The sequence below is a fragment of the Flavobacterium sp. 1355 genome, from assembly GCF_017833415.1.
In the GTDB taxonomy this organism is placed as follows: Bacteria; Bacteroidota; Bacteroidia; order Flavobacteriales; family Flavobacteriaceae; genus Flavobacterium.
This window is the reverse complement of record NZ_JAFICC010000010.1, coordinates 52,420-67,277: the sequence shown is the minus strand read 5'-3', so window position 1 is coordinate 67,277 and position 14,858 is coordinate 52,420. Positions and strand designations below refer to the sequence as shown.

Genomic DNA, 14,858 nt, shown 5'->3' with positions numbered 1-14,858 from the left:
AAAATTAAAGAATTATGAAAACTATAAAATTTAAATATATATATATTGCTGCAGCACTCGCTGTCTTCGGATCATGTTCTGAAGATTTTGTAACAATTAATCCAGAGGGTAAATTTGATACCGGCACTTACTTTTCTAATGAGCAACAATGTTTTGCTGCCTTAATTGGAGTTTATGACCCGTTGAGAAAAAATACTGGTGGTTTCGAAAATATGGTGGCGATGCTAAATGCAGGTTCAGATGATTTTTATGCTGGCGGAGGAAGTTCTACAGATGGAACCGGAATTCAAAATTTCTCTACTCACTCGCTTACTTCAATCAGTATTCCCGGAAGTTACTGGAACGATCATTATCAAGGTGTTTCACGAGCTAATCTTTTATTAGCAAAACTGCCGGCAGCATCAATGGATGATAATGTAAGAGCCAGATTTGCAGCAGAAGCTAAAACTCTTCGTGCACTTTATTATTTTAATTTGGTAAGAATGTTTAAAAACATTCCTTTAGTTTTAGATCCTTTAAATACTCAGACTATTTACGATCCGGAGCAAGTTGCACCAGAAGTAATTTATGCACAGATAGAAAAAGATTTAGTAGAGGCAATTCCTCATTTACCTGGCACTGTTGTAGCCAAAACTGAAGCTGGAAGAATCAATAAAGGTGCTGCACAGGCAATTTTAGGAAAAGTATATTTATTTGAAGGTAAAAAAAGTGAAGCTGCTGCTGTATTAGCTGAAGTAAATGGTACTCCTGGGCAGACAAATCAATATGGAAATAAATTATTGACTTCTTTCAGTGACTTATGGGTTACTACAAATAAATTTAATGCAGAGTCAATTTTAGAAGTATCACATACAAGTGCAGGTAATTCTGACTGGACATTTTGGGGATCAGGTAAAGACGAAGGAAACTCTTTAAATATTATGGTTGGACCAAGAGGATATGCTAAGAAAGATGCTTCTGCACCAGATCTTCCATCAGGATGGGCTTTTAACGTTATAACACAAAAATTATATGATGTAATGAAAAATGATCCAAGATTTGCAGCTACTATTCTTGATCTTAAAGCTTTAAAGGCAGATGGTGCTGCAGACTACATTCCGGCTTATCAGGATACAGGTTATTTCCTGAATAAATATTTGCCTAGACAATCAGATGTTAGTACAGGCGGAGGTAATTCAGAGTTAAATTATAAGCAAAATTCTTATGTTATAAGACTTGCTGACACTTATTTAATGGAAGCAGAGGCACTAGGATCCGGACCAAGAGCACAAGCTTTACTTGATGCAGTAAGAAACAGAGTTGGATTAACACCAGTTCCTGTAACACTTGCAGCTATTAAAAATGAGAGAAGAATGGAATTAGCAGGTGAAGGCCATAGATTTTTTGATTTAGTAAGATGGGGAGATGCAGCTGCTGCATTGTCTGATAGGGGCTTTGATGCTGGTACAGATGAAATTCTTCCAATACCATTTACAGAACTTAATGGCACTAAGTTGAAGCAAAATCCAAATTATCAATAATAAGTGTTAACCATAAAACAAAAAGAAATGAACTTAAATATATATTTAAAAAGAGGTGTTCTGATGTTGGCCCTGGCCTTAGGGACACTACATAGTTGTGATGATGATGTTAATGAAAATGAATTAATAGCAACAGATTTTGATCCGGCATTTACTATAACTCCTGTTGCAGGAAAAATGAACACTTATGTTTTAACATCACAATCTAATAATTATATTTCATCAAAATGGGATATTGGTTATGGACCTTACATGGGTAAAATGACTGAAGAAATATCATTACCTGATGCAGGAACCTACACAGTTACACATATAGCAGTGGGTGCTGGGGGTGCTACAAAAGAAGTTTCGCATGAGATTGTTGTTGCTCAATCAGATCCTTCTAAACCAAACCTTGTAAAAGGAGGTTTCTTTAATGACGCTGCTGATGTTGCTCAATGGACATCATTAAATCTTAGTCCAACTGGAGCTGCTTTCTGGTCTTTTGACACAGGTAGCGCAACAATTCATGCTGCAGGATGGGCACAAGAGGGAATTTATCAGGCAATTGATGTTGTAAAAGATAAAGAATATACTATTGACATGCTTGTTACCTCTGCTAGTGGTTCTGATGAAAGCTGGTTAGAAGTTTATGCCGGAAAATCTTTTCCACAACCCGGAGTTGAATATAAAGACAACAAAGTAATGGGATTGAGTACTTGGGACGGATGTGCTAAGTCTGCCTTTAAAGGAAGATTGTCGATTGTTGGTTGTGTTAAAAACGATGGTACAGCGTCAGTTTCTAATGTTGTAAAATTTGATACTACAGGGAAAATCTATTTATTGATCAGATCTGGTGGAAACAAGTTTACAAAAGACGGAATCACAATCGGAAGAGTAGAGATGAGAGCAAAATAAAATAAAGTTAAGTTTAAGTTTGGTTGTAAATAGCCCATAATCATTATGAGTATGGGCTATTTTTTAAATCCCCAGACGGGCAGATAACTTTACCGTTAAACTGAAAAAAACTTAATCCAGGATTATAATAATAAAGGAAGAATGAAAAAAAATAGTTTTAAAATTCTATGTTTATTGTTTTCGTTGACAGCTTTTGCTCAACAGCCAAAAACAAAAAATGAATTTACAACCAAAGGCAAAAAAGTAAGCGTTTATACAACTGCTGAAAATTCAGATTTAAGATTAACATCTACTGATAATCTTGTTTTTTCACAAGCAAAACAACCCCTGGAAACTGAGATTTCTGTTTTTGTAGAACCATCTAAAAAATTTCAGACTTTTATGGGAATTGGTGGTGCAGTTACAGATGCGAGTGCCGAAATATTTGCTAAACTTTCAAAAGAAAAACAGGCAGAATTTTTAAATGCCTACTATGATAAACAAAAAGGTATAGGCTATTCTTTGCTAAGAACAACGATACAGAGTTCTGATTTTAGCAGTGGAAGCTATTCTTATATCGAAGAAGGAGATAAAGATTTGAAAACTTTTTCTATTGATCACGATAGACAATATCGCATTCCATTAATTAAGCAGGCCATCCAGACTGCAGGAGGTAAGCTTCTTACTTATGCTGCTCCATGGTCGCCAAATGCTTTTATGAAAAGTAATAAAAATGTATTGAAAGGCGGAACATTATTGCCGGAGTACTACCAAACGTGGGCAAATTTCTATGTGAAATTTATAAAAGCGTATGAAAAAGAAGGAATTCCAATTTGGGGAACTTCAACGCAAAATGAACCAATGGCAGTACAAACATGGGAATCATGCATTTACACTGCTGAAGCTGAAAGAGATTTTATTAAAAATTTCCTGGGGCCGACTTTGAAAAAAGAGAAATTGAGCAATGTGAAAATTATTGCATGGGATCACAATCGTGATTTAATGAATCAAAGAGCAAACGTAATCTATTCTGATCCGGAAGCTTCAAAGTATGTTTGGGGAATGGGTTTTCATTGGTATGAAAGCTGGTCAGGCGGTGCTTCTATGTTTGAGAATGTTGCAAAAGTAAAAGAAGCTTATCCTGATAAAGGTCTTTTGTTTACAGAAGGATGTGTTGAAAAATTTGATGCCAAAAAATATCAGTTTTGGGGTAATGGAGAGCGATATGGTATTTCTATGATTAATGATTTTAATAATGGAACTGCCGGATGGACAGACTGGAATATTCTTTTGGATCAGAATGGAGGTCCCAATCATGTTGGAAATTTCTGTTTTGCACCCATTCATGCCGATACTACAACCGGAGAGTTAATATATACTCCTTCATATTACTATATCGGACATTTTTCAAAATTCATTCGCCTAAATGCAAAGAGAGTTAGTTCTGCAGTAAGCAGAAGTTCTTTGTTAAGTACTTCATTTTTGAATACTGACGGAACAATGGCAACTATTGTCATGAATCAGAGTGATAAAGAGGTTACTTATAATTTGATTATAGCAGCAGAGAAGACAGTTGTTAAGATTCCTGCTCATGCTATACAAACGCTTGTATATTAATATTTTGTGAGTTAGTAAGAGAGGGTTAATCTGATCATCCGGTTTAACCCTCAATTTACTTTAATTAAATAAAATTGTCTTGAAAGTGTAATGAAACATATAAATAGAATCTTAATAGTTCCAATATTAATTTTACAATTAAGTTGTTCTTCATCTAAAATTGTAGATACGACTGTCTCTGCATCTAAATCAAAAAAACTTACTGTATACACTACTGCAGAAAATACCAATTTACGTTTATCATTATCCAACAATTCAATTTTAAATTCAGCTTCACAAACAATTTCAACAGTTTCTATTAGTGTTGACAGTCAAAAAACAGATCAGACTTTTCTGGGAATTGGCGGGGCAATTACCGATGCAAGTGCTGAAGTATTTGCAAAATTATCACCCCAAAAAAAACAGGAATTTCTAACAGCTTATTACGATAAAAATAAAGGTATTGGCTATTCTTTGGCCAGAACAAATATTCATAGCTGTGATTTTAGCAGTGATAGTTATACTTACATCGAGGAAGGTGACAAAGACTTAAAAACATTCAATATTGATCACGATAGAAAATATAGAATCCCATTATTAAAAAGAGCAATTGAAACAGCCGGCGGCAAATTAACTTTATACGTTAGTCCGTGGAGTCCCCCAGCTTTCATGAAAGACAATAATGATATTTTGCATGGCGGCGTTTTATTGCCTGAATTTTCACAATCCTGGGCCAATTACTATGTTAAATTTATTAAGGCATACGAAAAAGAAGGCATTCCTGTATGGGGATTGACGATTCAAAACGAACCAATGGCCAGGCAAAGGTGGGAGTCTTGCATTTATACGCCTGAAGCAGAAAGAGACTTTCTTAAGAATTTTCTTGGGCCAACTTTAGAAAAAGAAGGACTTGGCACCAAAAAAGTTATCATTTGGGATCATAACCGGGGAGATATGTTAACTAAAAGAGCCAATCTCATTTTCTCGGATCCCGAAGTTTCAAAATATGCATGGGGAATTGGATTTCATTGGTATGAAACCTGGAACGGTGGAACTCCGAAATTTGAATCAGTAGGCGAGGTGCACAAAACTTTCCCCAATAAAAACTTACTTTTTACAGAAGGCTGCATTGAAAAATTTGACGCTTCAAAATTTCAGTTTTGGGGAAATGCAGAACGTTATGGTCTTAACATGATAAATGATTTCAACAACGGAACTGTAGGCTGGACAGACTGGAATATCCTTCTCGATCAAAACGGAGGACCTAACCATGTCGGCAATTTTTGTTTTGCTCCGATTCACGCAGATATCACAAAAGACGAATTGATTTATACACCAATGTATTATTATATCGGACATTTTTCAAAATTCATTCAGCCAAATGCAAAAAGAATACACGAAACTGTAAGTGATAAAATACTAATAAGCACTTCATTTAAAAACCCTGATAAAACAATTACCACCATTGTTATGAATCAGTCAGAAAAGGAAGTTGTGTATAATTTATCACTAGACGCTCAAAATACAACTATAACTATTCCCGCACATGCTATACAAACTATTGTATACTAAGGCGCAATTAACTAAAAACCATAAAAATGAAATTTAAAGATACAATAAAGCCATTATTCTTTGCAGCAATACTATTTGCTCAGACAAGCTGTTCCACATCGAATGATGCTGTTGAACAGGATCCTCCTGTAACACCTCCAGTTGTCGTAACTAATGATGTAGATTTTTGGCTCACAAAATCAGACCAAAGTGTTTTACTAAAGAAACAAGCAGGAAACTTAGGATTTACTACAACAAGCAATGGATATACTAACATCGAAGTCAATGAATCTCAGAAATATCAAACAATTGATGGGTTTGGATACACTTTGACTGGCGGAAGTGCAGAAGTAATAAATCAATTATCAGCTTCCAAAAAAAGTGCTCTTTTGCAGGAATTATTTGGTTCCGGAACCAATGGTATTAGTATAAGTTATCTAAGAATAAGTGTTGGTGCATCAGATTTAAATGCTGCACCTTTTACATATGATGACATTCCTACCGGCGATACCGATCTAAGTTTAGCAAAATTTAGTTTAGATAAAGATAAGAATGGGGTCATCGCTCTTTTAAAAGAAATTTTGGTAATCAATCCCAACATAAAAATTTTAGCAACCCCATGGTCAGCTCCGCTTTGGATGAAAGACAAAAATGATTTTATCGGAGGGCATTTGCAAACACAATATTATGATGTTTATGCAAAATATTTTGTAAAATATATTCAGCAAATGAAAGCTGAGGGAATTACTATAGATGCTATTACACCTCAAAATGAACCGTTGCACGGAGGAAATAACCCAAGTATGGAAATGTCTGCCGTCGAACAAACCAATTTTATAAAAAATAATTTAGGCCCTGCATTTGCTGCTGCAAATATTACGACAAAAATTATTGCATATGATCATAATTGTGATAATCCAAATTATCCAAAAGCTATTTTGGCAGACGCAGACGCTTTTCCTTTTGTAGATGGTTCAGCATTTCACTTATATGCAGGAGACATCAGCGCACTTTCAAATGTTTATAATTCCTACCCAACAAAAAATGTATACTTCACAGAGCAATGGACTTCTTCAGAAGGAGATTTTGGCGGAGATTTAAAATGGCATGTTCGTAATGTAGTTATTGGCTCTATGCGTAATTGGAGCAAAAATGCATTAGAATGGAACGTGGCCAACAACGCTGCTTTTGGACCTCATACTACTGGAGGCTGTACTATGTGCAAGGGAGCAATTACAATAACATCAAGTGAAAATTTTCAGCGAAATGTAGCATATTATATTATTGCTCACGCGTCAAAATTTGTTCCAATGGGTTCTATTAGAATTGGCAGTAATTCAGGCGGAGATTTACAAAATGTTGCCTTTATTACTCCAACAGGAACTAAAGTATTAATTGCTGTAAATGACGGATCGAGCACACAGAATTTTAATATTAAATACAATGGTAAGTGGGTAACAACTTCTTTAGAGGCTGGTTCTGTAGGGACTTATACCTGGAAGTAATACAAATTAATTATTTAAAAGTTTTATTAAAATGAAGAAGATCATCATAATAGTGCAGCTTTTGGTTTCGATAGCTTCTTTCGGGCAGGGGTTTTTACACAGAGATGGACAAAAAATTGTTGACGCAAATGGAAACAACATCATATTACGCGGGTTAGGACTTGGCGGATGGATGGTGCAGGAAGGATATATGATGCAGACTCAGTCATTTGCAAGTCCGCAATACCAGATTAAACAAAAAATTCAGGATGTTATTGGGGAACAGGGAACAAAAGAATTTTATGCGGAATACAAAGCAAACGGAATTACAAAAAGAGACGTTGACTCATTAGCGGCCTGGGGATTTAACTCAATTCGTTTGCCAATGCATTATAATTTATATACGCCACCAATTGAAGCAGAAAAAAATAATGAAATAACCTGGATTGAGGAAGGTTTTACCATGACAGACAACCTTTTAAAATGGTGTGAAGAAAATAAAATTTACCTTATTTTAGATTTACATGCTGCCCCGGGCGGACAGGGAAATGATGCTGCGATTTCGGACTATGACACTACAAAGCCCTCTCTTTGGGAAAGCGAAGCCAATCAGAAAAAAATGATTGCTCTATGGAAAAAACTGGCTGCACGTTACAGAGATAATCCATGGATTGGGGGATACGATATCATCAATGAGCCAAACTGGAATTTTACCGGAACAAATAAGAATGGCTGCGATGAAAACTCAAACGGACCTTTGAGAGATTTAATGGTAGCCGTTACAAAAGCAATTCGTGAAGTTGACACAAACCATTTAGTTATAATTGAAGGAAATTGCTGGGGAAATAACTACAACGGAATTTTCCCGTTATGGGACGAAAATATAGCATTAAGTTTTCATAAATATTGGAACTACAATGACAAAGAATCAATACAAAAGATGCTGGATTACAGAACACAATATAATGTTCCGATCTGGTTGGGAGAAAGCGGCGAAAACTCTAATGTTTGGTTTAAAGATGCACTGACACTTGTTGAAACTAACAACATAGGATGGGCTTTTTGGCCAATGAAAAAAATCGAAAACATTGCAGGTGTTACTTCTGTTACCAAAATTCCAGAGTATGATGTATTGCTAAAATACTGGAAGGATGGCGGGCAAAAACCATCTCAGGATTTTGCTAAAAAAGCTTTGATGAAAATGGCGGACAATTATAAAATGGAAAACGTGACCGTAAAACCAGACGTAATTGATGCCATGTTTAGACAAGTACAGACAAATGATACTAAACCATACAAAAAACATACAATTCCCGGAAAAATTTCTGCAACACATTATGATTTAGGAACAAACGGTTATGCATATTCAGATAAGGATTTTGTAAACTACAAAGTTGCAACAGGAACTTTTGACCAATGGAATAAAGGAAATACCATGAGAAATGATGGTGTTGATATTTTACCATGCAAAGATGCAGGATCAAATGGATATCAGGTTTCATTTATTGAAGATGGAGAATGGCTTCAATATACTGTACAAGTTCCTAAGAAAAATAATTACGATTTGACAATTCGATATGCTGCAGAAAATGAAGGAAAACTTCATTTAGAAACCAATGATTTAAAAACCGATAGTATTGCACTTCCGGCAACAGGAGGAACTGATTCATGGAAAACAGTTATTCTATCCGGAGTTCTATTAAATAAAGGATCGAACAAAATCAAAATTGTTTTTGATAAAGGAGGATTCAATCTGAATTATTTTCAATTTAAAGAAAGTAAAAAAAGCAAAAAATAAATTAGAGCAATTAACACAAACGTTAAAGTAAGTTTAAACTTATAATTAACATTTTTTTAAAAGATGAGCTTTCTTCAAAGGAACATTTAAATACTAGCTTTGAGGAATAAATTTTTTAAACATGAAAAAAATAAAAATTATTGTTTCGGTACTCATGCTGCTTTTTGCAAGCTACTCATTCTATGGTCAGAATTTAAAAATGATGACCTATAATATTCGTTTGGATGTAGCTTCAGACGGAGAAAATGCATGGCCAAACCGGAAGGACTTTTTTACCAGCCAAATTCAATTTTACAGCCCGGATATCTTTGGAGTTCAGGAAGCAACACCAAATCAGGTACTAGACATCGCATCGGTTTTATCAGATTACAACAGATTTGGAATAGGGAGAGAAGAAGGCGGAACCGGGGAAGCCTGTACGATTTATTACAAAAAAGATCGTTTTAAAGTTCTTGAATCAAATACATTTTGGTTATCAGAAACACCTAATCTGGTTTCCCGAGGCTGGGACGCTGCCTGCAATAGGGTGTGTACATACGGTCTTTTTAAAGATTTGAAAACAAAACAAACATTTTGGGTTTTCAACATTCATCTCGATCATGTTGGTGAGCAGGCAAGAATAAAAGGAGTGCAGCTCGTGTTATCGAAAATCAAAGAATTAAACACTAAAAAATATCCTGCTTTTTTAATGGGTGATTTCAATTCAGAACCAGACACACCACAGATTTTAGAAATAAAAAAAGTAATGGATGATACAAGAGATATATCTCAGGAAAAGCCATTCGGACCAGCAGGAACATTCAATAATTTCAACCATAATCAACCCGTTAACTTGCTTATAGACTATATTTTCATTTCAAAAGATAGCAGGCTAAGGGTTAAAAAACATGCAGTTTTAAGTGATTCTAAAGATTTAAAATATCCTTCAGATCATTTACCTGTTTTAATAGAAATAGATTAAAATGAAAAAAAACATCAACAAAAAACTCCAAATTTTACTTTTACTGCCTCTAATCGCAGTGCAGATAAAATGCGGATCTTCAAAAACGACAGCATCCGTTTCCGGAAAGGCAGAAGCATGGGTTACGACCACAGATGAGTCTTCTAAACTTCAAAAACAAACCGATTTGGTTTTTAATGCTGACCCGAATTCTAACCAGACTATTGAAGTAAACCCATCTCAAAAATTTCAAACAATTGAGGGTTTCGGTTTTTCATTAACGGGCGGAAGCGCTCAGGCAATTTTGAAACTCGAAAAATCAAAAAGAGAAGCCTTACTTCAGGAGTTGTTTTCCAGAAAAGAAAATGCAATCGGATTAAGTTATTTACGTATCAGTATTGGTGCTTCTGATTTGAATGAAAAAGTTTTTTCGTATGATGATATGCCAGAAGGTCAAACAGATTTAAAACTCGAGCACTTTAATCTTGGACCCGATTTAAATGATGTTATACCTGTTTTAAAAGAAATTTTGGCAATAAATCCAAATATAAAAATAATGGGATCGCCATGGTCACCTCCCGTTTGGATGAAAGATAACGGAAGTTCAAAAGGAGGAAGCCTACAACCAAAATACCATCAGGTGTACGCAGAATATTTTGTAAAATATATTCAGGCAATGAAATCACATGGCATTACTATTGATGCAATTACACCTCAAAATGAACCATTGCACCCGGGAAATAACCCGAGTTTATTGATGTTGGCTGAACAGCAGGCAGAATTTATCAAGATTAATTTAGGACCCGCTTTCGCGAAAGCCAATATCAAAACCAAAATTATTGTATACGATCATAATTGTAACAAACCAGAATATCCTTTGACAATTTTAAATGACCCAAAAGCATTACCTTTTGTTGCTGGTTCTGCCTTTCATTTATACGAAGGAGATATTAGCGCTTTGAGTAAAGTTCACGACGCTTACCCAAACAAAGATTTATACTTTACAGAACAATATACAGGATCAGGAAGCAGTTTTGAGTCGGATTTAAAATGGAGTGTAAAAAATGTTGTGATCGGTTCAATGCGTAACTGGAGCAAAAATGCACTTTCATGGGGATTAGCAAATGATGAATTCTACAAACCATTTACACCAGGAGGATGTTCGACTTGTAAAGGAGCTTTGATGATTGATCAAAATCAGAATATAAAAAGAGAAGTCGGTTATTATATAATTGGGCATGCTTCAAAATTTGTTCCGGAAGGATCAGTTAGAATAGGAAGTAATATTAGCGGGAATTTATATAATGTAGCATTTAAAACTCCAAAAGGAAAAATTGTTCTTATTGTAGAGAACGATGGAAATGCCACAGAAACATTCAATATAAAATACAATCAAAAACAAGTTTTAACATCATTAAATGCAGGTTCTGTAGCAACTTACGTTTGGTAATCAAAATTAAAATATGAAGAAAATAACAACAATTACCCTGTTGATGGTTTCCTTATTTTCGGTAGCGCAACAACAAACGATAGATCAAAAAGTAAATGATTTATTGAAGAAAATGACGCTTGAAGAAAAAATTGGTCAGCTTAATCAGTACACAGGAGATAATTCTGCAACGGGACCAATAACCATAAACCCAAACAAGCAAGCCGAAATAAAGTCAGGATTAATAGGTTCTATGCTTAATATTATCGGAACAAAATATACCAGACAATATCAGGAACTGGCAATGCAGTCACGACTTAAAATTCCGTTGTTATTTGGTCAGGACGTTATTCACGGATACAAAACAACCTTTCCAATTCCGTTAGCAGAAGCGGCAAGCTGGGACTTAGCTGCAATTGAATTAGCAGCAAGAGTTGCAGCAACAGAAGCTGCAGCAAGCGGTATTCACTGGACATTTGCACCTATGGTAGATATTGGCCGTGATCCGCGTTGGGGCAGAGTGATGGAAGGCGCCGGTGAAGATACTTATCTGGGATCTAAAATTGCTTATGCAAGAGTAAAAGGATTTCAGGGCAATAAATTAGGAGATTTAAATTCTGTTATGGCTTGTGTAAAACACTTTGCAGCATACGGAGCCGCTACAGGCGGAAGAGATTATAACTCTGTTGACATGAGCGAAAGAATGTTGTTTGAAACCTATTTACCTCCGTTTAAAGCAGCTCTTGATGCTGGCGCTGCAACGTTTATGAATTCATTTAATGATCTGAACGGAATACCGGCAACAGGAAATGTGCATTTGCAAAGAGATATCTTAAAAGGAAAATGGAACTTTCAGGGGTTTGTAGTTTCAGACTGGGGGTCTATTGGAGAAATGGTAGCACACGGTTACTCAAAAGACCTTAAAGCCGCTGCATATTCTGCCATAACTGCAGGGAGCGACATGGATATGGAAAGTAATGCTTACCGATATAATCTGGCCGAATTGGTCAAAGAAGGAAAAGTTTCTGTTGATTTAATTGATGATGCAGTAAAACGTATCCTGCGCAAGAAATTTGAATTAGGATTATTTGAAAATCCATATAAATATTCAGATGAAAAAAGAGCTGAAAAAGTACTTAATAATCCGGAAAACAGAAAAGCAGCACTGGAAGTAGCCGAAAAAAGTATTGTATTATTAAAGAATGATAACCAGACATTACCACTTTCTAAAAATCTAAAAACAATTGCCTTTATCGGGCCAATGGTAAAAGAATATAAAGCCAATATGGGATTCTGGTCAGTAGAATTACCAGATGTGGATTATGATAAATGGGTCGTTTCACAATGGGATGGTTTACAAAACAAAGTAGGAAAAAACACAAAATTACTTTATGCCAAAGGCTGTGAAGTTGACGGAGATAATAAAGATGGCTTTGCCGAAGCGGTTGCAACAGCAAAACAGGCAGACGTTGTTATTTTGAGTATTGGAGAGAGACGCGACATGAGCGGAGAAGCAAAAAGCAGAAGTGATTTGCATTTACCGGGCGTACAGGAAGACTTGGTAAAAGCAATTCAGGCAACAGGAAAACCAGTTGTAGTTTTGGTAAACGCAGGAAGGCCGCTTATTTTTAACTGGACAGCAGATAATGTTCCTGCAATTGTATATACATGGTGGTTAGGAACCGAAGCAGGAAATGCTATTGCTAATGTCTTATTCGGAGATTATAACCCTTCTGGGAAATTACCAATGACTTTCCCGAGAGAAGTAGGGCAGATACCAATTTATTACAATCATTTTAGCACCGGCAGACCAGCTCCCGACGATAATGCCAAAGGATATGTTTCTTCTTATATCGATTTAAAAAACTCACCAAAATTTCCTTTTGGTTACGGATTGAGTTACACAAAATTTGATTATTCAGGATTGAAATTATCTTCAGTAAAAATTAAAAGTAACGAAACTATAAAAGTATCATTTCAATTATCTAATGTTGGAAAAGTAGCCGGAGAAGAAGTAGTTCAATTGTATCTGAAAGACAAATTTGGCTCTGTAGTGAGACCAGTTTTAGAATTAAGAGACTTCCAGAAAGTAAAATTAAACGCAGGAGAATCTAAAACTATTGAGTTTACGATCGATAAAGAAAAACTTTCTTTCTATAATGATAAGTTGGAATGGAACGCTGAACCGGGAGATTTTGAGCTAATGATCGGAGCTTCATCAGCAGATATAAAATTAAAATCGGACTTTGAGCTAGTGCAATAATTTGAGTTAATGCAATAATAGAATGTCGATTAGATTGGCGTTGTGGATTTTATAAAAGTTTTGAATTATTTCAATACCGTATTTATAAAATCCATAGCGCCAATTCCTTTATATGACGCATACAAAGCCTTGTCAAAAGCTTCTCGTTTTGCTTTTTTGTTTTTAGCTTCAGTTTCAATAATCATTTGATTAAAAATCCTTTCCTGTTCTTCACTGTATTTTAAGGAAGCTTCTAAAAGATACGTTTTTGAAACAAATCCGAAGGAAGCCCAGATCTTAGTTCGGATTTTTTCATTAATATTTTTTAATGGATTGGGAATCATAATTTAAGAGATTAATTTCTATTTTTTTTCGCTCGTTGAATCAAATACAAAAAATCAATATATTTTGTAATGTTATTCTTTTTTTTTATTCATTTCTAACAATTAAATTGTTAAATGTGTTATTATGACGCAATGTACTTATTTTTTTCAAACATGCTTTTAATTTTTAGTTAAAATTGTAAACATTACACTTTTAAGGTATTAGAACTAAACGTAGTAAAGAAGTACTTCTTAGAAATTTTTCCCCATATAATAAAAATGGAGTAAATTGCGAAACATATTAGTATGAGTGTTTTGTACAAAAAATAAAAGTAAATGTTAAAAGACATTGTAGAAAATAACCATAGATTTCAACCAGGTCTCTCGATAGATTGTGTCATTTTTGGATTTCATGATAATCAGCTGAAGGTTTTATTAATTAAAGTTTCTGATAGTGGAAAATGGTCATTACCAGGAGGATTTATTCCTGTTGATCAGGATATTGACACAGCAGCTGTTACAGTGCTGAATGAAAGAACGGGGTTAGAAGGTGTCTTTTTAAGGCAATTTGCCACTTTCGGAAAGATTAAACGAAATGACAGGCATTTTAATAAAGCTATTTTGGATTATTTTGAAATTGATGAAGAAAAAGGAAAATGGCTTACACAGCGTTTTGTAACCATTGGATATTATGCATTGGTAGATTTTTCTAAGATAGTGCCAAATCCCGTGAATACTAATGAAATTGTAGAATGGGTTGATCATAAAGAAGTTCCCGAACTTATTCTGGATCATAAAGAGATTTTGGATAAGGCTCTGAATACCTTGCGAATAGAATTGAATTTAATGCCGGTTGGTTATAATTTATTACCTGAAAAATTTACGATTCCCGAGCTTCAGAAACTATATGAAACGATTTTGGACAAAAAACTTGACAGGCGTAATTTTTTAAGGAAAATTACCAATATCGGAATCCTGACCAAACTTGACGAAAAGAAAAATAACGTAGCTCATAAAGCGCCCAACTTATATTCTTTTGATAAAGAAAAATATGATGAGGTGTTAAAAAATGGGCTGAATCAGGGGTGGTAAAAATATA

Annotated in this window: 11 protein-coding genes; 10 read left to right on the top strand and 1 reads right to left on the bottom strand. The window is 34.9% G+C overall.

Annotated elements, in window-relative coordinates; genetic code table 11:
* The first annotated feature begins 14 nt into the window (after positions 1 to 14).
* The 9 genes from JOD96_RS13970 (at position 15) to JOD96_RS13930 (ending at position 13,457) form a co-directional block, all read left to right on the top strand.
* Positions 15 to 1,520 (top strand): RagB/SusD family nutrient uptake outer membrane protein, encoded by a 1,506-nt coding sequence (locus JOD96_RS13970; RefSeq protein WP_209564859.1) that lies wholly within the window; start codon positions 15 to 17, stop codon positions 1,518 to 1,520.
* A 27-nt stretch (positions 1,521 to 1,547) separates the two neighbouring features.
* Positions 1,548 to 2,417, top strand: a complete 870-nt coding sequence (locus JOD96_RS13965) for a hypothetical protein (RefSeq protein ID WP_209564858.1) — start codon at positions 1,548 to 1,550, stop codon at positions 2,415 to 2,417.
* A 141-nt stretch (positions 2,418 to 2,558) separates the two neighbouring features.
* Positions 2,559 to 4,013 (top strand): glycoside hydrolase family 30 protein, encoded by a 1,455-nt coding sequence (locus JOD96_RS13960; protein WP_209564857.1) that lies wholly within the window; start codon positions 2,559 to 2,561, stop codon positions 4,011 to 4,013.
* 90 nt (positions 4,014 to 4,103) lie between these two features.
* Complete coding sequence (locus JOD96_RS13955; RefSeq protein ID WP_209564856.1) at positions 4,104 to 5,564, top strand: glycoside hydrolase family 30 protein; 1,461 nt, start codon at positions 4,104 to 4,106, stop codon at positions 5,562 to 5,564.
* Between the two features lie 26 nt (positions 5,565 to 5,590).
* Complete coding sequence (locus tag JOD96_RS13950) at positions 5,591 to 7,048, top strand: glycoside hydrolase family 30 protein (protein ID WP_209564855.1); 1,458 nt, start codon at positions 5,591 to 5,593, stop codon at positions 7,046 to 7,048.
* 31 nt (positions 7,049 to 7,079) lie between these two features.
* Positions 7,080 to 8,825 carry a cellulase family glycosylhydrolase gene (locus JOD96_RS13945; protein ID WP_209564854.1) on the top strand — a complete coding sequence of 582 codons (1,746 nt, stop codon included), beginning with the start codon at positions 7,080 to 7,082 and terminating at the stop codon, positions 8,823 to 8,825.
* 121 nt (positions 8,826 to 8,946) lie between these two features.
* Positions 8,947 to 9,786, top strand: coding sequence for an endonuclease/exonuclease/phosphatase family protein (locus JOD96_RS13940; RefSeq protein ID WP_209564853.1), 840 nt, complete (start codon positions 8,947 to 8,949; stop codon positions 9,784 to 9,786).
* A gap of 1 nt (position 9,787) precedes the next feature.
* The gene (locus tag JOD96_RS13935) at positions 9,788 to 11,215 is read left to right on the top strand and encodes a glycoside hydrolase family 30 protein (RefSeq protein ID WP_209564852.1); all 1,428 of its coding nucleotides are present in this window, start codon (positions 9,788 to 9,790) and stop codon (positions 11,213 to 11,215) included.
* Between the two features lie 13 nt (positions 11,216 to 11,228).
* Positions 11,229 to 13,457, top strand: coding sequence for a glycoside hydrolase family 3 N-terminal domain-containing protein (locus JOD96_RS13930; protein ID WP_209564851.1), 2,229 nt, complete (start codon positions 11,229 to 11,231; stop codon positions 13,455 to 13,457).
* A 65-nt stretch (positions 13,458 to 13,522) separates the two neighbouring features.
* On the opposite strand, the gene JOD96_RS13925 is transcribed toward JOD96_RS13930, so the two are convergent.
* Positions 13,523 to 13,780, bottom strand: a complete 258-nt coding sequence (locus tag JOD96_RS13925) for a hypothetical protein (RefSeq protein WP_209564850.1) — start codon at positions 13,778 to 13,780, stop codon at positions 13,523 to 13,525.
* A gap of 315 nt (positions 13,781 to 14,095) precedes the next feature.
* Between JOD96_RS13925 and JOD96_RS13920 the strand changes: the two genes are divergently transcribed.
* Positions 14,096 to 14,851, top strand: a complete 756-nt coding sequence (locus JOD96_RS13920; protein WP_209564849.1) for an NUDIX hydrolase — start codon at positions 14,096 to 14,098, stop codon at positions 14,849 to 14,851.
* Positions 14,852 to 14,858 lie beyond the last annotated feature (7 nt).

Excerpts from the sequence above, each read along its gene's own strand:
- JOD96_RS13970 (WP_209564859.1), top strand. The coding sequence starts at position 15 with ATGAAAACTATAAAATTTAAATATATATATATTGCTGCAGCACTCGCT.
- JOD96_RS13965 (WP_209564858.1), top strand. The coding sequence starts at position 1,548 with ATGAACTTAAATATATATTTAAAAAGAGGTGTTCTGATGTTGGCCCTG.
- JOD96_RS13960 (WP_209564857.1), top strand. The coding sequence starts at position 2,559 with ATGAAAAAAAATAGTTTTAAAATTCTATGTTTATTGTTTTCGTTGACA.
- JOD96_RS13955 (WP_209564856.1), top strand. The coding sequence starts at position 4,104 with ATGAAACATATAAATAGAATCTTAATAGTTCCAATATTAATTTTACAA.
- JOD96_RS13950 (WP_209564855.1), top strand. The coding sequence starts at position 5,591 with ATGAAATTTAAAGATACAATAAAGCCATTATTCTTTGCAGCAATACTA.
- JOD96_RS13945 (WP_209564854.1), top strand. The coding sequence starts at position 7,080 with ATGAAGAAGATCATCATAATAGTGCAGCTTTTGGTTTCGATAGCTTCT.
- JOD96_RS13940 (WP_209564853.1), top strand. The coding sequence starts at position 8,947 with ATGAAAAAAATAAAAATTATTGTTTCGGTACTCATGCTGCTTTTTGCA.
- JOD96_RS13935 (WP_209564852.1), top strand. The coding sequence starts at position 9,788 with ATGAAAAAAAACATCAACAAAAAACTCCAAATTTTACTTTTACTGCCT.
- JOD96_RS13930 (WP_209564851.1), top strand. The coding sequence starts at position 11,229 with ATGAAGAAAATAACAACAATTACCCTGTTGATGGTTTCCTTATTTTCG.
- JOD96_RS13925 (WP_209564850.1), bottom strand. The coding sequence starts at position 13,780 with ATGATTCCCAATCCATTAAAAAATATTAATGAAAAAATCCGAACTAAG.
- JOD96_RS13920 (WP_209564849.1), top strand. The coding sequence starts at position 14,096 with ATGTTAAAAGACATTGTAGAAAATAACCATAGATTTCAACCAGGTCTC.